The organism is Brevibacterium sp. LS14, assembly GCF_012027885.1.
In the GTDB taxonomy this organism is placed as follows: Bacteria; Actinomycetota; Actinomycetes; order Actinomycetales; family Brevibacteriaceae; genus Brevibacterium; species Brevibacterium casei.
On record NZ_SJXG01000060.1, the window covers coordinates 331,096 to 350,704 of the forward strand.

24 protein-coding genes are annotated in these 19,609 nt (G+C 68.1%); 13 read left to right on the forward strand and 11 right to left on the reverse strand.

The window, feature by feature from the left end:
* The first annotated feature begins 135 nt into the window (after positions 1-135).
* Entirely contained in the window at positions 136-804 is a 669-nt protein-coding gene (locus tag EZE58_RS17525) for a ribonuclease H (protein ID WP_176472424.1), read from the forward strand.
* Complete coding sequence (locus tag EZE58_RS15965) at positions 801-2,399, forward strand: ABC-F family ATP-binding cassette domain-containing protein (RefSeq protein WP_009375919.1); 1,599 nt, start codon at positions 801-803, stop codon at positions 2,397-2,399. Before EZE58_RS17525 ends, EZE58_RS15965 begins: the two co-directional genes overlap by 4 nt.
* A 40-nt stretch (positions 2,400-2,439) precedes the next feature.
* On the opposite strand, the gene EZE58_RS15970 is transcribed toward EZE58_RS15965, so the two are convergent.
* Genes EZE58_RS15970 through EZE58_RS15980 form a run of 3 tightly spaced genes read right to left on the reverse strand, consistent with a single transcriptional unit; the run spans position 2,440 to position 4,093 of the window.
* Complete coding sequence (locus tag EZE58_RS15970; RefSeq protein ID WP_009375917.1) at positions 2,440-3,330, reverse strand: SURF1 family protein; 891 nt, start codon at positions 3,328-3,330, stop codon at positions 2,440-2,442.
* A complete protein-coding gene (locus EZE58_RS15975; protein ID WP_009375915.1) occupies positions 3,330-3,542 on the reverse strand; it encodes a hypothetical protein in 213 nt (70 codons plus the stop codon). The genes EZE58_RS15970 and EZE58_RS15975 overlap by 1 nt, the downstream gene beginning before the upstream one ends.
* The gene (locus EZE58_RS15980) at positions 3,539-4,093 is read right to left on the reverse strand and encodes a DUF3099 domain-containing protein (RefSeq protein ID WP_009375913.1); all 555 of its coding nucleotides are present in this window, start codon (positions 4,091-4,093) and stop codon (positions 3,539-3,541) included. Before EZE58_RS15980 ends, EZE58_RS15975 begins: the two co-directional genes overlap by 4 nt.
* Before the next feature lie 117 nt (positions 4,094-4,210).
* Here EZE58_RS15980 and EZE58_RS15985 point away from each other — a divergent pair, with 117 nt between their 5' ends.
* The 3 genes from EZE58_RS15985 (at position 4,211) to EZE58_RS15995 (ending at position 6,244) form a co-directional block, all read left to right on the forward strand.
* Positions 4,211-4,921 carry a beta-ketoacyl-ACP reductase gene (locus EZE58_RS15985; RefSeq protein WP_009375911.1) on the forward strand — a complete coding sequence of 237 codons (711 nt, stop codon included), beginning with the start codon at positions 4,211-4,213 and terminating at the stop codon, positions 4,919-4,921.
* A 65-nt stretch (positions 4,922-4,986) separates the two neighbouring features.
* On the forward strand, positions 4,987-5,745 hold the full coding sequence (gene fabI / locus EZE58_RS15990) for an enoyl-ACP reductase FabI (RefSeq protein WP_009375909.1): 759 nt from the start codon (positions 4,987-4,989) through the stop codon (positions 5,743-5,745).
* Positions 5,746-5,755: 10 nt separating this feature from the next.
* Positions 5,756-6,244, forward strand: coding sequence for a histidine phosphatase family protein (locus EZE58_RS15995; protein WP_009375907.1), 489 nt, complete (start codon positions 5,756-5,758; stop codon positions 6,242-6,244).
* Position 6,245: 1 nt separating this feature from the next.
* Here EZE58_RS15995 and serB read toward each other — a convergent pair whose 3' ends face one another.
* Entirely contained in the window at positions 6,246-6,896 is a 651-nt protein-coding gene (gene serB / locus EZE58_RS16000) for a phosphoserine phosphatase SerB (protein ID WP_167560912.1), read from the reverse strand.
* Positions 6,893-7,627: a hypothetical protein gene (locus tag EZE58_RS16005; protein WP_167560914.1), complete on the reverse strand. Its 735-nt coding sequence runs from the start codon at positions 7,625-7,627 to the stop codon at positions 6,893-6,895. The genes serB and EZE58_RS16005 overlap by 4 nt, the downstream gene beginning before the upstream one ends.
* A gap of 43 nt (positions 7,628-7,670) precedes the next feature.
* Between EZE58_RS16005 and EZE58_RS16010 the strand changes: the two genes are divergently transcribed.
* From EZE58_RS16010 to EZE58_RS16020, 3 genes are all read left to right on the forward strand, one after another.
* Positions 7,671-8,456 (forward strand): ABC transporter ATP-binding protein, encoded by a 786-nt coding sequence (locus EZE58_RS16010; protein WP_009375902.1) that lies wholly within the window; start codon positions 7,671-7,673, stop codon positions 8,454-8,456.
* A gap of 24 nt (positions 8,457-8,480) precedes the next feature.
* A complete protein-coding gene (locus EZE58_RS16015) occupies positions 8,481-9,293 on the forward strand; it encodes a sulfite exporter TauE/SafE family protein (protein ID WP_009375901.1) in 813 nt (270 codons plus the stop codon).
* Positions 9,294-9,421: 128 nt separating this feature from the next.
* Positions 9,422-10,189 (forward strand): RNA methyltransferase, encoded by a 768-nt coding sequence (locus tag EZE58_RS16020; RefSeq protein WP_040341203.1) that lies wholly within the window; start codon positions 9,422-9,424, stop codon positions 10,187-10,189.
* A gap of 3 nt (positions 10,190-10,192) precedes the next feature.
* Here EZE58_RS16020 and EZE58_RS16025 read toward each other — a convergent pair whose 3' ends face one another.
* Positions 10,193-10,711 carry a hypothetical protein gene (locus EZE58_RS16025; protein ID WP_144587561.1) on the reverse strand — a complete coding sequence of 173 codons (519 nt, stop codon included), beginning with the start codon at positions 10,709-10,711 and terminating at the stop codon, positions 10,193-10,195.
* Positions 10,712-10,969: 258 nt separating this feature from the next.
* Here EZE58_RS16025 and EZE58_RS16030 point away from each other — a divergent pair, with 258 nt between their 5' ends.
* The gene (locus EZE58_RS16030; protein ID WP_009375896.1) at positions 10,970-11,776 is read left to right on the forward strand and encodes a phosphatase; all 807 of its coding nucleotides are present in this window, start codon (positions 10,970-10,972) and stop codon (positions 11,774-11,776) included.
* Positions 11,777-11,824: 48 nt separating this feature from the next.
* Here EZE58_RS16030 and EZE58_RS16035 read toward each other — a convergent pair whose 3' ends face one another.
* Entirely contained in the window at positions 11,825-12,310 is a 486-nt protein-coding gene (locus EZE58_RS16035; protein WP_303621270.1) for a YbaK/EbsC family protein, read from the reverse strand.
* Between the two features lie 275 nt (positions 12,311-12,585).
* Between EZE58_RS16035 and EZE58_RS16040 the strand changes: the two genes are divergently transcribed.
* Entirely contained in the window at positions 12,586-12,840 is a 255-nt protein-coding gene (locus tag EZE58_RS16040) for a type B 50S ribosomal protein L31 (RefSeq protein ID WP_009375892.1), read from the forward strand.
* 141 nt (positions 12,841-12,981) lie between these two features.
* Here EZE58_RS16040 and EZE58_RS16045 read toward each other — a convergent pair whose 3' ends face one another.
* The 4 genes from EZE58_RS16045 to EZE58_RS16060 are packed head-to-tail and all read right to left on the reverse strand — an operon-like array spanning position 12,982 to position 15,478.
* Entirely contained in the window at positions 12,982-13,806 is an 825-nt protein-coding gene (locus EZE58_RS16045; RefSeq protein WP_009375891.1) for a PfkB family carbohydrate kinase, read from the reverse strand.
* 35 nt (positions 13,807-13,841) lie between these two features.
* Positions 13,842-14,306, reverse strand: coding sequence for a tRNA (cytidine(34)-2'-O)-methyltransferase (locus tag EZE58_RS16050; protein ID WP_063250289.1), 465 nt, complete (start codon positions 14,304-14,306; stop codon positions 13,842-13,844).
* 47 nt (positions 14,307-14,353) lie between these two features.
* Complete coding sequence (locus EZE58_RS16055) at positions 14,354-15,040, reverse strand: class I SAM-dependent methyltransferase (RefSeq protein ID WP_009375889.1); 687 nt, start codon at positions 15,038-15,040, stop codon at positions 14,354-14,356.
* A 9-nt stretch (positions 15,041-15,049) separates the two neighbouring features.
* On the reverse strand, positions 15,050-15,478 hold the full coding sequence (locus EZE58_RS16060; protein WP_009375887.1) for a MerR family transcriptional regulator: 429 nt from the start codon (positions 15,476-15,478) through the stop codon (positions 15,050-15,052).
* A 54-nt stretch (positions 15,479-15,532) separates the two neighbouring features.
* On the opposite strand from EZE58_RS16060, the gene EZE58_RS16065 reads away from it, so the two are divergent.
* The 3 genes from EZE58_RS16065 (at position 15,533) to EZE58_RS16075 (ending at position 19,605) form a co-directional block, all read left to right on the forward strand.
* Positions 15,533-16,513, forward strand: a complete 981-nt coding sequence (locus EZE58_RS16065; RefSeq protein ID WP_040341027.1) for an SDR family NAD(P)-dependent oxidoreductase — start codon at positions 15,533-15,535, stop codon at positions 16,511-16,513.
* Positions 16,514-16,654: 141 nt separating this feature from the next.
* Positions 16,655-17,584 carry a cation transporter gene (locus tag EZE58_RS16070; RefSeq protein WP_040341026.1) on the forward strand — a complete coding sequence of 310 codons (930 nt, stop codon included), beginning with the start codon at positions 16,655-16,657 and terminating at the stop codon, positions 17,582-17,584.
* 236 nt (positions 17,585-17,820) lie between these two features.
* Positions 17,821-19,605, forward strand: a complete 1,785-nt coding sequence (locus tag EZE58_RS16075; RefSeq protein WP_009375881.1) for an HNH endonuclease signature motif containing protein — start codon at positions 17,821-17,823, stop codon at positions 19,603-19,605.
* The last annotated feature ends 4 nt before the right edge of the window (positions 19,606-19,609 follow it).

The window sequence follows — 19,609 nt, forward strand, 5'->3', positions numbered from 1 at the left end:
CGGCGATGTGCGTGTGGGGGAGCGCACGAGCGGTCCTGTCTGCGCGCACGGAGCGGACATGAAAGAATGGTCCGGGTCCGCCGACCGGCGGGACCGAGACTCTGCTGCCCGGGCTCAGACATCGAGGAGAACTCTGTGACGATCATCGCTGCCGCCGACGGCTCCGCCCTCGGCAACCCCGGACCGGCCGGGTGGGCGTGGTACATCGACGACGAGAGCTGGCGGGCAGGCGGATGGAAGAACGCGACGAACAACCGCGGTGAGCTCATGGCCGTCCTCGACCTCCTCGACGCGACCGCGGACACCGGTGAGGACCTCAAGGTCTTCTGCGACTCCCAGTACGTCATCAACGCGCTGACGAAGTGGATGCCCGGCTGGAAGCGCAAGGGCTGGAAGAAGGCCGACGGCAGGGAGGTCCTCAACCGCGACCTCCTCGAATCCCTCGACGCGGCGCTGACCGGCCGCGAGGTCGAGTTCGAATGGGTCAAAGGCCACAGCAACCATGCGATGAACGAAGCCGCCGACGATCGCGCGCGGGCCGCTGCGACCGCGTTCCAGAGAGGCACCCCGGTCCCGGAAGGCCCGGGATACGTCCCCGCGGGGACGCCGGTGAGCGTCGGTGCCGAGGACGCCGCTGGCGCCGAGGAGGCTGCCTCGGGTGCCACCGCCGAGGCGACGACCGTCGTCTCCACCCGCGTGCCCGCCCACGTCGCCGACGCCCTCGTCTCCCGGGCCCGGGCCCGTGGCATCCACCCACAGGAATACCTGGCCGAGCTCATCGGCCGCAGTTTGGAGAGCGAATGATCCAGGCCTCCGGCCTCGAGGTCGCCGTCGGCGCCCGCACCCTCATGTCCGATGTCTCCTTCCGCGTCGACAAGGGCGATCGGGTGGGACTCGTCGGACGCAACGGCGCAGGGAAGACGACCCTGACGAAGGTGATCATGGGCGGTCACCCCGCCAATGCCGGATCCGTCTCGGTCTCCGGCACCGTCGGGTACCTGCCCCAGGATCCCCGCAGCGGCGACCTGCAGGCCACGGCCAAGGAGCGCATCCTCGGGGCCCGCGACCTCGACGTCCTCGTCAAGCGGCTGCGGAAGGCCGAGAGGCAGATGGCCTCGCCCGATGCGGATGTCGCCGCGAAGGCGATCGACCGCTACCCGCGCATCGAAGCCGAGTTCGTCGCCGCCGGCGGTTATGCCGCCGAATCCGAGGCCTATGCGATCGCCGCGAACCTCGGCCTCGACGAGGACCTCGTCAACCAGGAGATCGGGACGCTCTCCGGCGGTCAGCGCAGGCGGGTCGAACTCGCCCGGATCCTCTTCTCCGCCCCGGACACGATGATCCTCGACGAGCCGACGAACCACCTCGACGCGGAATCCGTGCTCTGGCTGCGCGACTACCTCAAGGCGTACTCGGGCGGACTCATCGTCATCAGCCACGACCTCGACCTCATCGACGAAGTCGTCAACAAGGTCTTCTTCCTCGATGCGATGCGACAGACCATCGACATCTACTCGATGGGCTACCGCCTCTACCTCAAGCAGCGGGAGGACGACGAGCGGCGCCGGCGGCGGGAGCGCGCGAACGCCGAGAAGAAGGCCGCAGCGCTCACCGCCCAGGCGAACAAGATGATGGCCAAGGCGACGAAGACCGTCGCCGCCCAGCAGATGGTCAAACGCGCCGAGCGGATGCTCGCGGGCCTCGAGGACGAACGCAGCGCCGAGAAGGTCGCGAACCTCCGATTCCCGGCCCCCGCCGACTGCGGTCGCGTGCCGCTGACCGCCTCGGGTCTCTCCCGCAGCTACGGGTCAACGGAGGTCTTCACCGGCGTCGACCTCGCAATCGACAAGGGCTCACGCGTGGTCATCCTCGGCTTCAACGGTGCCGGCAAGACGACGCTGCTGCGTCTCCTCGCCGGTCTCGACGAACCCGACTCGGGTGAGGTCGTCCCCGGTCACGGACTCAAGCTCGGCTATTACGCGCAGGAGCACGAGACCCTCGACCTCGAACTCAGCGTGCTCGAGAACATGCGCCGGAACTCCCCGCACCTCGACGACACCGCGGTGCGCAACGTCCTCGGCTCGTTCCTCTTCTCCGGTGACGACGTCCACAAACCGGCCGGGGTCCTCTCCGGCGGGGAGAAGACGCGCCTGGCACTCGCCACGCTCGTCGTCTCGAGTGCCAACGTCCTCCTCCTCGACGAGCCGACGAACAACCTCGATCCGGCATCGCGTGAGGAGATCCTCTCCGCGATCCGCCGGTACGAGGGGGCGATCATCCTCGTCACCCACGATGAGGGAGCGGTCGCGGCCCTCGACCCGGACCGGGTCCTCCTCCTGCCCGACGGCGACGAGGACCTGTGGAACGACAGCTACCTCGACCTCGTCACCCTCACCTGAGCGATCTCACGGGCTGAGCCGGCTCACCGGCTGCGCGGTCTCACCGGCTGCGGAAGCGCTCCTCGAGCAGTTCGTCCTCGTCGGCTTCGTCGCGTCCGCGCGCACTCGGGGTGACGAAGCGGCCGCGACCGTATCGTGACCCGGGCTGGGTCATCTTCGCGCCCGCATCGAGGGCGGCCTTGTCGACGACGACGTACTCGGCCTCCCCGGCATCCGTGCCGAGCGCCTCGGCGGTCGCCCGGCGCTCACGCCTGGCCGAGATCGACACGGCGATGATGATCATGATCCCGAACGCGAACCACTGGAGCATGTAGGAGAGGTGGTTGCCGGGGTTGACGTCGGGTTCGGGCAGGGGAGTGAGCCCCGCGGTCGCGTCGACGTCGGCCTCCTCGGCGTAGACGTTGGCATACGCGTCGTCCATGCCGGGGATCCGGGCGGGATCGATCGCCTTGATCATCCCGGCGGGGTTGGTGTCCTCGGATCCGTCCTGGGCGATCTTGAGCCGAGCGGTGATCGTCTGCTCGCCGCTCGGGGCCTCGGGGACGGACTCGGCCTCGGGCACCCACCCGCGCACGACGGCGATCGTCTCCCCGCTGGTGAGCCGGAAGGGAACGACGACGTAGAAGCCGACCTTGTCGTTCACCGTCCGGTTGCGGGCGAGCACGGTGTCCGCGGTGAGGTACTGCCCGGTGAGGCTGACCGGACGCCATTCGTCGTCGGCATCGAGAGTCGCCGAGGTGGTCGGCAGGATCGCTCCGATGTCGACCGGGGCCGCGGAGTAGTTCGCATTGATCGTGTCGATCTCATGCTGGCGTTCGGCGCGGCGGTCCTTCTGCCAGAGTGCGAGGAACACGCAGGCGACGACGACGACGATCGTCATCGCGATGTACTTGAGCCAGCGGCTGCTGAGCAGGAACGAATAGCGGGACATCAGCCGGCGCCCTCCGGGATCTCGTCGATGGTCACGTCGGTGCGGTAGAAACCGCGCAGGGTGAGGAACTCACGCAGATGGTCGAGGTGCTCGTCGCATGCGAGCCAGACCTTCCGCCGCTCGGGCGTGTGCAGGCTCGGATTGTTCCACAGGATCGCCCGTGCGGCATCGGCTCGGCAGCCTTTGGCCGAGCATCGCAGTGCTTCCGTCATCGGCGCCCACCTGTGGCGTCGCCGGATCCTGGCCTCTCGTCGCGTCCGCGCCCGTCGCCGGTGTCGCGCGCGTCGTCGAGGTCGCCCTCGTCGACGACCTCGCCGGCGATGTCGGCGGTGAAGAGGTGCTCGCGCCCGTCGTCGCCGCGGAAGGGCTGCGACGCCGCTGGACCCGCCTCAGCGTCCCCGGCCGCCGTCGCACCGTCGACGACGGTCTCGCCGTCGATGACGGTCGTCCCGTCCTCGCTGATCGTCTCCCCGCGTCCGGGAGGCAACTGGGTGAGCGGGGCCGAGTCGATGAGCGCCGAGCGGTCGTCGCGGGTGCGCTCACGTCCGGCGTTGGCGAAGATCACAGCAGGGTAGGGCAGAAGGACCGCGCCGGCGACGAAGATCCACATGAGCACGTGCTGCGAGGCTGCGAATGCGAAATAGGCGGCTACGAAGCAGAGGGTGCGGATCGTCATCGTGATCGAGTACTTGATGATCCGCGACTTCATGTCGTCGTCGAGAGCAGTGTCTGCTGTCGTGATCTGCTGCGGGTGCCTGGACATAACCTTCTTCACTCGGGTCTACCTACAAAATCATACGCTTGCTTTGTGTGAGCATGTCGAGGTCGGACCAAACACGATAGGTTGGGTCTGTATCGTCGACCTACAGGAGAGAGTCCCGTGTCAGAACCCCGAGTAGTCCTCGTCACCGGAGGCAACCGCGGAATCGGCCGCACCATCGCCGAGGAGTTCCTCGCCGCCGGAGACACGGTGGCCGTGACCTCGCGCAACGGCGACGCCCCCGACGGCGCACTCGCCGTGGCCGCCGACGTCACCGACGCCGAATCCCTCGACCGCGCCTTCACCGAGGTCGAGGAGAAGCTCGGACCCGTCGAGGTCGTCGTCGCCAACGCCGGCATCACCCGGGACAACCTGCTCATGCGGATGAGCGAGGACGACTTCGACGCCGTCCTCGACACGAACCTCGCCGGGGCCTTCCGCACCGTCAAGCGGGCGATCACGAACATGATCCGGGCGAAGAAGGGACGCATCGTCCTCATCTCCTCGGTCTCCGGCCTCTACGGAGTGCCCGGACAGTCCAACTACTCGGCGTCGAAGGCCGGCCTCGTCGGCCTCGCCCGTTCGATCACCCGTGAGCTCGGCTCCCGCGGCATCACCGCCAACGTCGTCGCTCCCGGCTTCATCCGCACCGACATGACCGATGAACTCGACGAGAAGCAGCGGAAGGAGTACCTGGCGACGATCCCCGCCAAGCGCTTCGCCGAAGCCGACGAGGTCGCCCGCGTCGTCCGCTGGGTCGCCTCCGACGACGCGTCCTACATCTCCGGAGCCGTCATCCCCGTCGACGGCGGCCTCGGCATGGGACACTGACAACCAACCTCCTCTGCGGCGCGACGAATCGCGTTCGCGGAGTACTGAACTGAGAAAGGACCGCAATGGGAATTCTTGAGGGAAAGCGCATCCTCGTCACCGGTGTGCTCACGGAGGCGTCGATCGCCTTCGCCGCCGCGAAGATCGCGCAGGAACAGGGAGCCGAGGTCATCCTCTCGAGCTTCGGCCGGCAGATGAAGATCACCCAGGTCATCGCCGAGCGCCTGCCCGTGACCCCGCGCGTCATCGAACTCGATGCGACGAACGAAGAGGACCTCGCGGCTCTGCCCGAGCGCCTCGAAGGCAACATCGACGGCATCGTCCACGCGATCGCCTTCGCCCCGAAGGACGCCCTCGGCGGCGTCTTCCTCGACACCCCGTGGGAGTCGGTGCAGGCGGCCATCCACGTCTCCGCCTACTCGCTCAAGGCGATCACCGTCGCTGCCCTGCCCGTGCTCAACCCGGGCGCCGGCATCGTCGGCCTCACCTTCGACGCGACGATCTCGTGGCCGGTCTACGACTGGATGGGAGTGGCCAAGGCCGCCTTCGAGTCGACCGCCCGCTACCTCGCGAAGTACGTCGGGGACAAGGGCATCCGCGTCAACCTCGTCTCCGCCGGCCCGCTCAAGACGACCGCTGCGACCTCGATCCCCGGCTTCGAGACGCTCGAGGACATGTGGGGCGATCGCGCACCGCTGGGCTGGGACCAGAAGGACACGTCGGCCGCCGGCAAGGCGATCGTCGCGCTGGTCTCCGACTGGTTCCCCGCCACGACCGGCGAGATGGTCCACGTCGACGGCGGCTTCCACTCCACCGGAGCCTGAGGACCGCGCCATGCCAGTGCTCATCCTCGCCCGCCACGCGAAGGCGGAGGCTGACGGCCCCAGCGACTTCGAGCGGACCCTCAATGCGACGGGACTCGCCCAGGCGGTCGAGGCCGGCGCGGAGATCGCCGAGCGATGGACGCCCGAGGTGGCGATCGCCTCGGCGGCCAAGCGCACCGTCCAGACCGGTCAGGCCGTCGTCGAAGCCGTCAATCGACAGTCGGGGACCGACCTCGAGCTCACCGTCGACGAGTCCCTCTACGGTGGAGGAGTCGAGGACTGGATGGACGCGATCCGGTCGATCCCGGCGGGTGCGCAGTGCGCGTACATCGTCGGCCATCAGCCGACCGTCGCCGAGGTGATCGGCCATCTCTCCGCGGACGCGGGGGTGCCCGATGGGTTCCGTCCCTCCTCGATCGCCGTCTTCGACGTGCCCTCATGGAACGTCGAACCCGGCAGCTTCCCGGTCCCTGAGATCCGCTCATTCCGAGGGATCTGAATCAGAGGAACCTGAGCACCTCGCGCAGATCGCGCCGGTCGATGGCGACATCGGCGGCGGCGACGAGTGCGGGCTTCGCACAGAACGCGACCCCGAGCCCGGCCCGGGTGATCATGGCGATGTCATTGGCACCGTCACCGATCGCCACGGTCCGCTCGGGGTCGCAGTCGTATCGGGAGGTGAGCTCGGCCAGGATCGAGGCCTTCGCACTCGGGTCGACGACCGGGCCCGCGGTCCGCCCGGTCAGGCGGCCCTGATCGACCTCGAGTCCGTTCGCGTGGACCTCGGTGATGCCGAGCGCCTCCGCGCGGGGACCGATGATCGAGGTGAAGCCGCCGGAGACGAGGGCGACGACGCCGCCTGCCTCGTGGACGGCTGCGACGAGCTCGGGTGCCCCCTCGGTGAGCGTGATCCGCTCACGGACCTCGTCGATGACGCTTTCGGGCAGCCCTTTGAGGAGGGCGACGCGCTCGGCCAGGGAGGCGGCGAAGTCGAGCTCACCGGCCATCGCCCGCTCCGTGATGTCGGCGACCCTGTCACCGACCCCGGCGTGGTCGGCGATGAGGTCGATGACCTCCTCGTTGATGAACGTCGAATCGACGTCCATGACGAGCAGCTGGACGGGACCGGGAAGCGCGCGGGAGTCTCTCACCCCTTCATCGTAGCCACAGCCATGACGTAGGCGGCGGCAGCGGGGTGGAGGCGAGACAGGAGGTCGCCGAAGACGGGTGGGTCGACGGTGGCCGGTGCGAGCACGGTGCGCATCCGTTCGTGGATGTCGAGTGCGGCGAAGATCGCGCGGGAGTCCGCGTCGACGGGCAGCAGGGACATGAGCGGATGGTCGTCGGAGAGGTCGGACTGCCAGTCCCGCCACGGGGCAGAACGCCATTCCTCGGGCACCTCGATCGACTCGATGAGGGTGAGCCCCTCCATGACGAGGAGGCGCAGACGGCGCAGCGCCTCGGTGGGGGTGTCGACGCTCACGGGGCGGAAGACCGAGTCCCGGCACGCGATGACCTCGACGTTCTCCTCGGCGCCGATGAGCATGATCCCCGTCTGATGGGCCCCGCGGTAGAGGACGACGGGGGCGGGGTGCCGACCGACCCGGGCACGGTCGGCCTTGTCCACCGGCGGAGTCGTGTGCGGCAGCGAGGGATGCTGAAGGGCGAGCCGGACGTGGGTGATCCCGGCGGCCTGTGCCGCGGCGGCGAAGAGGAGGAGACCGGTGGGGGTGTCGGTGCCGAGGACGGCGTCGGCGACGATGAGGGGAACCTCACGTCCCGCGTCGAGGAACGCTGCGCTCACCTCGTCGGGGGCGAGCGTTCCGGCCAGCCGATGGTTGACCGCCAGGGCGAGCAGGAGTGAGTCGAGTTGTGCGTCCATGTCGGACCAGAATAGACCCACCCCTGAGATAGAGTTGGGAGATATGAGTGATGTCCTGACTGTGGATAATGTGTCCGTGCGCCGGGGGACGAACTTCCTCCTCCGCGACTTCTCCCTCACCGTCTCCGAAGGCCAGCATTGGGTCGTGCTCGGACCCAACGGTGCCGGCAAGACGACGCTGCTCGAACTCGCAGCCGGGCGCATGCATCCCACGACGGGCAAGGTCGGCATCCTCGAGGAGCGCCTCGGACGCGTCGACGTCTTCGAACTGCGCCCGCGCATCGGCTACGCCTCGACGGCGCTGGCCGGACGGATCCCGAACTCGGAGGCCGCGCTCGACACCGTCCTCACCGCGGCCTACGGAGTGACCGGGCGCTGGGTCGAGGAGTACGAGGCGACGGACATCGACCGTGCCAAGGACCTGCTCTCCGCGTTCAACATCATGCACCTGGCGGACCGCACGTTCGGCACGCTCTCCGAGGGCGAGCGCAAGCGCGTCCAGATCGCCCGCGCACTCATGACCGACCCCGAGCTCCTCCTCCTCGACGAACCGGCCTCCGGGCTCGATTTCGGCGGACGGGAGGAGCTGCTCAGCGCACTCACCGAGATCCTCTCCTCGAAGTGGGCGCCGGCGACGATCATGGTCACCCACCACGTCGAGGAGATCCCGGCCGGGATCACCCATGCCCTCCTCCTCGGCGAGGGGACCCCCGTGGCCGCCGGTCCGATCGATGAGACGCTCACGGCGGAGAACCTGTCTGAGACCTTCGGCATCGACGTCAAGCTCAGCCGCGACGGACAGCGCTTCCACGCCCGCTCGCAGTCCTAGGTCCGGCCGCAGCGCATGGAGGCCATGGAACTCTGGCAGATCGCCCTCATCGTCGCAGCCGGGGTGGGGGCCGGCGGGATCAACGCCGTCGTCGGATCGGGCACCCTCATCACCTTCCCCGTGCTCGTCGCCTTCGGGGTGCCGCCGGTGGTGGCGACGATGAGCAACGCCGTGGGCCTCGTCCCCGGCAACATCGCCTCGTCCTTCGGGTACCGGGAGGAGCTGCGGGGCCAGTGGAAGCGGTTCGCCGGGTTCATCCCCGCCTCCCTGGCGGGCTCCCTCATCGGCGCCTACCTGCTCCTCCACCTGCCCGAGGATGCGTTCGAGACGATCGTCCCCATCCTTCTCGTCCTCGCGCTCCTCATGGTCGTCGGCCAGCCCTCCCTCTCCCGCTACCTCAAACGGCGGGCGCTGCGCCGGCACGAGGGTGGCCACGACGACGGAGTCTCCGCCGAGGAGGGAGGCGGGTTGTCTGCCGGGAAGACCGTGCTCGCGTTCGTCATCATCTTCCTCACCGCGATCTACGGAGGCTACTTCGCCGCGGCGCAGGGGATCATCCTCGTTGCGCTCCTCGGCCTTGTCCTCTCCGACGACCTGCAGCGGCTCAACGGGCTGAAGAACGTCCTCGTCCTCGTCGTCAACACGGTCTCGGCGACGACGTACATCATCGTCGGCCACGACCGGATCAACTGGACCGCGGTGGTCTGTGTCGCCGTCGGCTCGCTCATCGGCGGCTACCTCGGCGCGCGGATCGGCCGGAAGTTCTCACCCGGACTGCTGCGCGCCGTCATCGTCGTCCTCGGCCTCGTCGCGATCGTGAGGATCCTCACCCTGTGAATACCCCCGCCAAAGCCCCGCTCACCCGTGAGCAGATCATCGCCCGCGCCGTCGAGCTCGGCATCGCAGCCGATCGCCTCCGCTTCTTCGAACCCGATGACCTCGCCGAGGCGACTGCGAGCGGGGGCGTGCTCGCCGACTACACATCGCTCACCGACGTCGCCCTGCGCAGCGTCCGCGAACCCGCGGAGGGGCTCTTCATCGCCGAGTCCTCGAAGATCATCCGCCGGGCGCATGCCGCCGGGATGACCCCGCGGTCGTATCTGACGAGCCCGAAATGGCTCTTCGACTTAGCCGACCTCATCGCGACGAACGACGCACCCATCCACATCGGCTCTGATGCCGCCGTCGAGGCGCTCACCGGCTTCCACCTCCACCGCGGGGCGCTGGCCGCGATGCACCGGCCCTCGCTGCCGCTCGTCACCGATCTCCTCGCCGAGGCGAAGCGCGTCGTCGTCATCGAGGACGTCGTCGATCACACGAACGTGGGGGCGATCTTCCGGTCGGCCGCCGCGTTCGGCGTCGACGCCGTGCTCGTCACCCCGCGGTGTGCCGATCCGCTCTACCGGCGGGCGATCCGGGTGTCGATGGGCACGGTGTTCCAGGTGCCGTGGACGAGGATCGACCCGTGGCCCGGCGGGGTCGAGACCCTGCGGCAGCTCGGCTTCCACGTCGCGGCCCTCGCCCTCGACGAGGACTCGGTCTCGATCCAGGAGTTCGCGGCCGCGGCGCCTGCGCGCACTGCCGTCGTCTTCGGCACCGAAGGAGACGGACTTGCGCGGGGCACGATCGCGGCGAGCGATTCGACGGTGATGATCCCGATGAGCGGGGGAGTCGACTCCCTCAACGTCGCCGCCGCCTCGGCGGTCACGTGCTTCGCCCTCCAGGGGGCGTGAGCCTCAGGCTTCCCGGACCTGAGCCCGCAGCCAGTCGAGGTCCTGGGCGTCGACGACGACGGAGCGACGCCGGGAGATCTGCGCCCACGCCTCGGCGAGCTCATCCTCGGTGAGTTCGACGGCGAGCTCCATCGGCGATGCTAAGTTCTCGGCCGCAGCTTCCTCACCGTCGAGGTAGACCGCTCTCTCGTCGGCTCTGCCGAGGTTCGCCGATCCGAGGAGCGCCCGCCGACCGACGAAGAGACAGTGGGTACGCAGCCGGTCGACGTGCTGGAGCTGGAGGTCGGCATCGAGGAGGAGCTGGAGGCCGTCGATCGAGAGACTCCCGCGGACGACGGCGACGGGATCGATCGTCGTCACCACCGCCCACGTCCGCGCGGATCCGGCGGCCGCCTCGGCGATGCGCTGACTGAACGCGTGGACGACGTGCGGACTGGCGAGAATGACGTCCTCATCGGGATCGGCGAAGGCACGCTCGATCCAGGCCGCAGGATCGGTGATGAGGCGCATCGTTGAGCTCATGTCCCCAGCGTACGCTCGCTCGTCGTCGATGGGGAGACCTCACATCCTCCCAGCCGAGTGCCGAAACGGCGGAGGCGGGAATGACGGGTGCGTGAACAGGGTGCGAACACTCGTCAGCCGCCGCCGCGCTCAGGCAGTGTGGGGGAGGGCGCAGACCCAGGACTGTATACAGTGGTGGGGAGCCGTCGCCGGGACCGCACCGGCGATGGCGGAGAGACCGGCGCTGTGGCAGCACAGCCGCCCCGAATGAGGAGATCAGTGGACCGCACGACACTTGCCCAGGCCCTGGAGACCGGACGCATCACGGGGGAGGTGGCGACACCGAGGGAGAACAACCTCGAGCACATCCGCCGCTTCCTCGCCGGGGAGAGGCAGTTCGACTTCGGCGTCGAACTCACCCGCGAGTGGGACTACGACTCCGTCTTCGCCCTCATGGTCGACCGTGCCGGACTCCGCCCCGACCCTGCGTTCACCTCGGGTGTCGACACGATCTCCACCAAGGCCTGCATCGACGCCCTCGCCCGGCTCGCCGGCGCCATCGGCGATGTCGCCCGGGCCGGAGGGACCATCCTCTTCGCGACCGGACACCCCGCAGGCCTCCTTCCGGTCCATATGGCCATCGCCGAGGCGGCCGAAGCCCACGGTGCCCGCATCGTCCGCCAGGTGGGGCAGGTCTCCGTGCCCGGGATCGGCGGGGACTGCCGCGAACTCAACCGGGTGTGGCTGTGGCACCTCCACGGGGGCACCCCGCACACCCACCTCGCCGAGCCGATGCACGCCCTCCTCGATGACTTCGACCGTCGCGGTGAACCCCGCCCCGACCTCATCGTCGCCGATCACGGGTGGGCTGGTGCCGCCTCGGCGCGGGGACTGCGGACCGTCGGCTACGCCGACTGCAACGATCCGGCGCTCTTCGTCGCCGAGGACCAGGGCGCGATCGAGACGACCGTGCCCCTCGATGACGACGTCAACCCCTACCTCTACGGACCGCTCATCGAGTTCGTCCTCGAGCAGGCCGGGCTCGACAGTGCGCCCAGCCGGGAAACTGCGGCCTCCGCGCGCTGAGACCCGGTGCGGGCTGAGGCGAGGCTGCCTCGGGTGAGCCGGGGCGTCTCAGCCGATCTCGACGGCGAGACCGTCGATGACCTCGGCGCCGGGCAGGGACGCGAGCGTGGGCCCCGAGAGCAGCAGCTTCGACCCGCGGATGCCGGAGCCGATGATGAGATCATCGGCTGCGGCGACGCGGGAGTCGATGAGGATGCGGTAGTCCTCCGGCAGACCGATCGGACCGATGCCGCCGTACTCCATGCCCGACTCGCCGACCGCGCGGTCCATCGGCAGGAACGAGGCCTTGCGGACGTCGAGGAGCTTCTTCACCCGCTTGTTGACGTCGGCCCGCGTATCGGCGAGGACGAGGCAGGCGGCGATCCGCTCCTCACCGCTGCGGGCACCGGCGACGAGGACGCAGTTCGCCGAGGTCTGCGGCCCCAGGCCCGTGGCTTCGAGGAGTGCCGCGGTGTCGGCGATCTCCGGATCGATCGCGAAGACCTCGACCTCACCCGTGACGGTGGGCAGGGCCGCGGCGGTGGAGGCGGCCATGAGCTCGGGCGCGGAGGCGGCGGGACGGACATCGAACTGGGCGCTCAGACGCGCCCGCGTGGTCGAACCAGTGGTCATGGACAGCAGTCTAGGAGACACCGGTGAGTCGGAGGGCCGGGTCTCGAATCGCTTTGCGTGCCCGCGTCGGTTAGACTGGACTGTCGGTTCGCGTCCGGTTCCTACGGCGTGAAGCGTTTTCAGCAGACGAATTCGGGCACTGGCAGATGGGTCGGACCCATACCAGGCGCCTGAGCGGATTCAGCAAAGGTAAGAATATGAAGAAGGACATCCACCCGGAATACGCGCCGATCGTGTTCAACGACCTCGCCTCCGGAACCAAGTTCCTCACTCGCTCGACTGCGAAGAGCGACAAGACCATCGAATGGGAAGACGGCAACACCTATCCCGTCATCGACGTCGAGATCTCGAGCGCCTCGCACCCGTTCTACACGGGCAAGCAGCGCATTCTCGACTCCGCCGGTCGCGTCGAGAAGTTCAAGGACCGCTACAAGGGCTTCGGCAAGCGCTGATCACCCGCGGTTCCGACCGCACAGCTCTGACAACCGCCCCGCACACCGAAAGGTGTGCGGGGCGGTTGTGTGTTGCCAGGCGTCCCCGCGGGGACGCCTGGCCGACGACCGTGTCTCCGCGTCCCCGCGGGGACGCGTGGATCAGCTGAGAGTGACGACCACCTCGGCGGACGGAGACGTCCGGGCGGCGGGGTGGAACAGGGACGAGACGCCGGTGGCGTTGTCCAGGCTCGCAGCGATCCCATGCGCCACGGTCTCCTTCGCCTTGACCACGGCGTCGGTGATCGACAGGCCCGTGGCGATGCCGGCGGCGATCGACGAGGCGAACGAGCATCCTGCGCCGTTGACGAGCTTGTCGTTGACCTTGCGCGAGCGCAGCGTCGTCACCGTCTCACCGTCGAAGAGGATGTCGATCGCGTCCTCACCGGCCAGGCGCGCACCGCCCTTGACGACGACGTTCTTCGCGCCCTGACCGTGGATGATCCTCGCGGCTTCGATCATGCCCTCGACCGAGTCGATGGGCTCGAGACCTGCGAGGACGGCCGCCTCTTCGAGGTTCGGGGTGATGACCGTGGCCAGAGGCACGAGGTTGTCGACGAAGAGGTCCTTGAGGTCGACCATCGACCCTGAGCCCTTGCACACGAGGACGGGGTCGAAGACGTAGGGGAGCTCGTTGGACTTGAGGTCCTCGGCGAGGACGAGGGCGGACTCGACGGAGCCGAGCATGCCCGACTTGATCGCGTCGAATTCGTGGATGGCGAGCGCCGAGCCGAGCTGACGGTTGACGACCTCGGGCTCGATGAAGTCGATCGCGTGACCGAACTCGTTGTCGGGGTCGAAGGTGACGATGCAGGTGACGACGGCGGTGCCGAAGGCACCGTACTCCTCGAACATCTTCAGGTCGGCTTCGAGTCCGGCACCGCCGGAGACGTCGGAACCGGCGATCGTGAGCAGCTTGGCGGTCATGGTGGTCCTTTCACGGGAGACTTCTCGCGAGAAGTCTACGCGCCCGCGTATCCGTGCTGGCGCCATGCCTCGTAGATCGCGATCGACGCCGAGTTCGCGAGGTTGAGCGAGCGGCGGCCAGGCAGCATCGGGATCCGCACCCGCAGGTCGACATGGTCGTCGTCGACGACCTCGGCGGGCAGACCCGTCGACTCCTGCCCGAAGAGGAGGACATCCCCGTCCTCGTAGGCAACCTCGGCGAAGGAGTCGGTCGTGTGCGTCGTGAACGCGATGACCCGACGTTGACCCAGGGTCTGCCACAGGTGATCGAGGTCCGGGTGGACGGTGACGTGGGCGAGGTCGTGGTAGTCGAGTCCGGCGCGACGCAGCTTCGCGTCCGTGAGGTCGAAGCCGAGGGGTTCGACGACGTGGAGGTGCGCGCCGGTGACGGCGGCGAGCCGGATCGCGTTGCCGGTGTTGCCGGGGATCTCCGGGGTGTGGAAGACGATGTCGATGCTCATATGTCGACCATCATCTCATCCGTTCGGGTCGACTCCGTCCTCGTGTGTCAGTAGTGATCCTCGCCGAGGCGGTCGCTCGTCTCAAGGCGCACGAGCACGTACCCCTGCGGGGTCGATTCCGGGTAGCGGCCGGCTGTGTCGGGTTCGCGCTCCATCCGGGTGACGAGTGAGAACCCGTGGGCGGTGAGGACAGCGACGACGTCGTCGATGCTGCGGCGGTGGAAGTCGAGGTCGACGTCGTAGCCGGCGAGGTCGGAGAAGTGGTCGACCGAGTCGCCGAGCTGGAACGCCAGCTGGAAGTACCCGCCGGGGCGCAGGACCCGCGCCGCCTCGGCGATGACCCGGTCGAGACGGTCATCGGGGATGTGGATGAGTGAATACCACGCGAGTGCTCCGGAGAAGCTGTTCTCCGGGTAGGGCAGGCACGTCATCGATCCGGTGGTGAAGCTGAGGTCGGAGTAGAGCTGGGAGGCTTGGGCGATCATCTCCGGGGAGAGGTCGAGCCCGGTCGCGTCGAGGCCGAGGCCGGTGAGGAAGGCCGTGATCCGGCCGGGGCCGCACCCGAGGTCGATCGCCTCGGTGTGTCCGGTGGCGAGGACGAGCTCGGCGAAGGCGCCGAGGACGGCGCGGTCGTGGGGTTTGGCGGTGAGTTCGGCGGAGACCCAATCGGTGTAGGCCTGCGCGATCGCATCGTAGGAGTCGCGGGTCGGGGTCTCGTAGTCGGCGGTGCTCATGGGATGAGCCTAGACGGTGCCCGGCTCTCTGTCCCACGATCCGGCCGAAGAACCGTCGGCAACATGCGCGGCGTAGACGTTCGTCTTCCACTCAATGACCTCTCGGCACTCCTCGAGCGCGCGGATCTGAGCGTCGACTCGTTCGCGGTGGTCGTTGAGGATCCGGAGACGGTCGTGTTCGTTGCCCGGTCCCTGGCGGACCAGGGAGGCGAAGCGCTGGAGTTCGGTCAGTGGCATGCCGGATTCGCGGAGGCGGACACAGACCTGCAGCCATTCGAGGTCGGCAGCGGTGTAGATGCGTCGACCGCTCGGCGACCTGTCGACGGGGGCGATGAGAAGATCCATCCGCTCGTAGTACCGCAGGGCGTGCACACTCATTCCCGTTTGCTCGGCCACGTCGCCGATCGTGTACGTCGTCGCTTCGCCGTGGTCACTCATCGTCGTGCTCCCATCCCTTGACTTCGAGTTCACTCTAGCTCGTAGTGTCGTGGCATGACTCACAGTGAACAGACTCCGATCGGAGTGGAATTCGGCGCCTCCTCCACCGCCGACGAGGTGCTTGACGGTATCGATATGGGCGGAACGACTGCGGTGGTCACCGGTGGCTATTCCGGTCTCGGTTTGGAGACGACACGGTCGCTGGCCAGGGCGGGCGCCCGCGTGATCGTCCCTGCACGGCGTATGGACGCAGCCCTATCGGCTGTCGGCGCTCTGAGTGGTGTGACGGTGATCCCCATGGACCTGGCCGACCTCGACAGCGTCCGGAGCGCCGCCGAACGGGTGGCCGCCGAGACCGAGCGGCTGGAGCTGCTCATCACGGCAGCCGGAGTGATGGCGTCGCCGGAACGACGGGTGGGCCCGGGCTGGGAAAGCCAGTTCGCGATCAACCACCTGGGGCATTTCGCGCTCATCAACCGTCTCTTTCCCCTTCTGGCAGACGCCGATGACGCGCGCGTCGTCACCTATTCCTCGGTCGGCCATCACCTCTCTGACATCCGGTGGGACGACATGTACTTTGGGACCGGCTACGACAAGTGGCTCGCCTACGGTCAGGCGAAGACCGCGAACGTGCTCACCGCCGTCCACCTCGATGCTCTCGGTCGCACGAGTGGTGTCCGGGCGTTCTCCCTGCATCCGGGTTCGATCATCACCGGCCTGCAGAGGGACATGACGCGTGCTGAGCAGGTCGAACGCGGATGGATCGATGAGAACGGCACGGTCATCGGCGCGGGATTCAAATCTGCCGCGCAAGGAGCTGCAACCGGGTTGTGGGCGGCGACGTCACCCGCGCTCGAGGGCCGTGGAGGGCTCTACTGCGAAGACTGCGATGTCGCGCCTGTGGCTGCCCCCGGCTCGCCGATCGAGGACGGCGGAGTGCGCGAGTACGCACTCGATGCTCACGCCGCGGAACGTCTGTGGCGTGAGTCGGCGAGACTGACCGGAGTCGATGCTTTCGGCACCGGTGCGCGCTGAACGCGTCTTGACGGGGACGTCAGATCCCCTGATGCGTCCCCGCGGGGACGCGTCGTGATGTGTGGGACCGGGCGAGCGCCTCGGCGAGATCGATAGGATGGTTCGAGGACATCCGCCGAGGTGAAGGGACCCAACCGTCACATGCGCACCGAACAGCAGGCACTCAAGGTCTCCCTCGCAGCGATCCTCCTCGTCTCCGTGCTCGGCATCGGGTTCGGTCTCGTCTCGGGGTCGTTCGCGATCCTCTTCGACGGGGTGTTCTCACTCATGGACGCGGTGATGTCCGTCGTCTCCCTCACCGTCGCAGGCCTCATCTCCCGGTCCGTGGCGAATCGGCTCTCGGTGCGTACCCAGAACGCGTTCACGATGGGCTTCTGGCACTTCGAGCCGATCGTCCTCCTCGTCAATTCCGTGCTCATGATGGGGGTGGCCGCGTACGCGCTCTTCCAGGCGGTCTCGGCGCTGCTGAGCGGGGGACGGGAGGTCGACTTCGGCCCCGCCGTCGTCTACGCCGCGGTCGTCGTCGTCATCACCGTGGTCATGGGTGTCCTCGAACACCGGGCGAACCGGCGCATCGGCTCGGAGTTCGTCGCCATGGACGTCAAAGGCTGGATCATGGCCGGCGGAGTCACCGGCGCCCTGCTCATCGCCTTCGTCATCGGCATGATCATCGACGGCACCGAGGCGGAATGGTTCATGCCCTACGTCGACCCGGCCGTCCTCACCGTCGTCGCCCTCGTCCTCATCCCCGTTCCCTTCTCGACGCTGCGCAAGGCACTGTCCGAAGTCTCGCTCGTCACCCCTCCAGGACTGCGGAAGGACGCCGAGGCGGTCGCTGAGGACGTCAGTGCCGCCGAAGGATTCGACGACTACCGGGTCTATGCCGCGGCACAGGGACGGTCCCGAACGGTCGAGATCGTCTTCTACGTGCCCAAGGGCCTGCCGCCGCGGGCACTTGAGGACTGGGACCGCATCCGCGACACCGTCGAAGGCCGCCTCGGCGGGGACGATCCCCATGCGTGGATCACCGTGTCCTTCACCACGAAGGACGCTCCGGCCGTTTCGCCGTAAGACTGCGGCTGGCGCGTCCCTGCGGGGACGTGCGACCGCGATGCGAAAGCGTACCCGCGGGGACTCCGCGTCTCCTCACCTGCACAAACGAAGATGAATCGAAGAAGTGTCTCCTTCGAGTGCGCTGATCTCTCCGTGATCGGGCTTTCTATGTCAGTGCCGACCTCTACCGTGGATGCATGGTTCGACCGCCATGGGGGCGAATGAACCGCAGCGGCCGAGGGGAAGGTGCCGACATGGACGAGGCGATCGGATTGGTTCAGACGGTGTCGACGGCGGAGTCGACAGCAGCGTCGACGACAGAGCCGAATGCAGGCCGGACGGGGTGGAAGGGAGGCGGGGGAGTCGGTGCGGGGTATCCCGAGGGAGGCCGCGGTCGGAAGCGCAGTGAACCGTATCAACCCGTAGATTCCGTATCTACCGTATTCGGCGGATCGACGTCGCCGGGCAAGCCCGTCATCAACCCCTTCGATCCGCGACCGGTCGCCGACGACGCCGATCCCGCGGAGTCCAACGACGGCCTCCATGCGCTCACAGGCAGTGAGATCGTCTCCGACATCCAGGCCAACATCGCCTGCGTCGCCCACTGCCAGGCGCGGATCATCGCCCTCATCGACGAGGCCGAGCGCAGAGACCTTTGGGCGCAGTGGGTGGGGGTGAAGAGCCTGCCCGGCTGGGTCATGCACATCGCCTCGGTGAGCGCCCACACCGCACGGGAGTATGTCAGGGTGATGTACGCCCTGCGCAGGATGCCGCGCGTCAAGAAGGGTCTGAGCGAGGGAGACCTCAGCTACTCGAAGGTGCGGGAGGTCTCCCGCCTCGTCGACCGGATCCCCGATGAGGATGCCGCGCGCCTGGCGAAGGTCGGCACCGGCGCGCAGGTCAGCGTCGTCTCACGCAACTATCGGAAGCTCAGCGCTGCCGAGGAGTCAGGTGAGCTTCCGCGGTGCCTGCCGCAGGACGACGTTCTCATCTGCACGGCCGGCCCCGGTCGGACCCGCATCGTCATCGACCTTCCCGAAGACGATGCGGCCGAGATCGTCACGATGCTCGCGGCCGCCCGGCGCATCATCGAGCGCAGAGACGCCGAGGCGCAGCGCCGCGCGGACGAGGCCGCTGATGGCGGCGGTGCGCCCCGGCGTCGCGAGCGGATCCCGCAGACCGCGTGCCTCATGGAGATCGTCCGCGCTTTCCCGCACGCGCAGCCCTCGGGTGCCGTCGACCTCGATCGGGCGCGCATGCTCGTCCACACCTCCGCCGAGGTGCTCGTCCGCTCCGGTGCCGCCCTCCTCGCGTCCGAGTCCGACTGTCCTGACAGCGTCCCCGCGGGGACGCCGGATGACGACGACGTCCCCGCGGGGACGTCGGAAGGGTTCGATCCGGACGCTGACGACCCCGGCCGTGCCGACGAGACGTGTCGGATCGACGGGTTCGGCGGCATCACCGCCGCCACGGCCCAGCGTCTGGCCTGCGAAGCACTTGTCAGCGGGATCATCAAGGACGAGTCAGGCGATGTGCTCAGGCTCGGCCGATCGAAGCGGCTCGCGAGCAGACGGCAGCGGATGGCGCTGAGCGCGCGCGACGTCGGCTGCCAGTTCCCCGGCTGCCTCGCCCGGAGAGGCTGCGAGGCCCACCACATCCGGCCGTGGTCGCAGGGCGGGGCGACCGATCTCGACAACCTCATCCTGCTCTGCCGCTCCCACCACATCGCCGTCCATGAGCACGGCCTGAGGATCGTGCGGACGACAGCCTCGTTCTCGGGAGCGCTCGAAGGGGCGCCGGCGTTCGCGTTCCTCCTCCCCGACGGGCACCAGCTCTTCGCGTGCGAGGAGGAGGACCCCTTCCACCGGGTCTTCGATACCGCGCGGCTCGGCGAGGTCGTCGAGGCGGTTGAGAAGGCGACCGAGAATGCCGATCCGAGCACCCTCGGCGGGGGCTACGGTTTTGACCTGGGCAATTGTCTGGCATGGATGTTCGAAGCGGAAGCGCGACACGCCCGAGCGAACGAAAAGGTCGCCTGAATCT

Excerpts from the sequence above, each read along its gene's own strand:
- EZE58_RS15965 (WP_009375919.1), top strand. The coding sequence starts at position 801 with ATGATCCAGGCCTCCGGCCTCGAGGTCGCCGTCGGCGCCCGCACCCTC.
- EZE58_RS15970 (WP_009375917.1), bottom strand. The coding sequence starts at position 3,330 with ATGTCCCGCTATTCGTTCCTGCTCAGCAGCCGCTGGCTCAAGTACATC.
- EZE58_RS15975 (WP_009375915.1), bottom strand. The coding sequence starts at position 3,542 with ATGACGGAAGCACTGCGATGCTCGGCCAAAGGCTGCCGAGCCGATGCC.
- EZE58_RS15980 (WP_009375913.1), bottom strand. The coding sequence starts at position 4,093 with ATGTCCAGGCACCCGCAGCAGATCACGACAGCAGACACTGCTCTCGAC.
- fabI (WP_009375909.1), top strand. The coding sequence starts at position 4,987 with ATGGGAATTCTTGAGGGAAAGCGCATCCTCGTCACCGGTGTGCTCACG.
- EZE58_RS15995 (WP_009375907.1), top strand. The coding sequence starts at position 5,756 with ATGCCAGTGCTCATCCTCGCCCGCCACGCGAAGGCGGAGGCTGACGGC.
- EZE58_RS16005 (WP_167560914.1), bottom strand. The coding sequence starts at position 7,627 with ATGGACGCACAACTCGACTCACTCCTGCTCGCCCTGGCGGTCAACCAT.
- EZE58_RS16010 (WP_009375902.1), top strand. The coding sequence starts at position 7,671 with ATGAGTGATGTCCTGACTGTGGATAATGTGTCCGTGCGCCGGGGGACG.
- EZE58_RS16015 (WP_009375901.1), top strand. The coding sequence starts at position 8,481 with ATGGAACTCTGGCAGATCGCCCTCATCGTCGCAGCCGGGGTGGGGGCC.
- EZE58_RS16025 (WP_144587561.1), bottom strand. The coding sequence starts at position 10,711 with ATGAGCTCAACGATGCGCCTCATCACCGATCCTGCGGCCTGGATCGAG.
- EZE58_RS16035 (WP_303621270.1), bottom strand. The coding sequence starts at position 12,310 with ATGGCCGCCTCCACCGCCGCGGCCCTGCCCACCGTCACGGGTGAGGTC.
- EZE58_RS16040 (WP_009375892.1), top strand. The coding sequence starts at position 12,586 with ATGAAGAAGGACATCCACCCGGAATACGCGCCGATCGTGTTCAACGAC.
- EZE58_RS16045 (WP_009375891.1), bottom strand. The coding sequence starts at position 13,806 with ATGACCGCCAAGCTGCTCACGATCGCCGGTTCCGACGTCTCCGGCGGT.
- EZE58_RS16050 (WP_063250289.1), bottom strand. The coding sequence starts at position 14,306 with ATGAGCATCGACATCGTCTTCCACACCCCGGAGATCCCCGGCAACACC.
- EZE58_RS16055 (WP_009375889.1), bottom strand. The coding sequence starts at position 15,040 with ATGAGCACCGCCGACTACGAGACCCCGACCCGCGACTCCTACGATGCG.
- EZE58_RS16060 (WP_009375887.1), bottom strand. The coding sequence starts at position 15,478 with ATGAGTGACCACGGCGAAGCGACGACGTACACGATCGGCGACGTGGCC.
- EZE58_RS16065 (WP_040341027.1), top strand. The coding sequence starts at position 15,533 with ATGACTCACAGTGAACAGACTCCGATCGGAGTGGAATTCGGCGCCTCC.
- EZE58_RS16070 (WP_040341026.1), top strand. The coding sequence starts at position 16,655 with ATGCGCACCGAACAGCAGGCACTCAAGGTCTCCCTCGCAGCGATCCTC.
- EZE58_RS16075 (WP_009375881.1), top strand. The coding sequence starts at position 17,821 with ATGGACGAGGCGATCGGATTGGTTCAGACGGTGTCGACGGCGGAGTCG.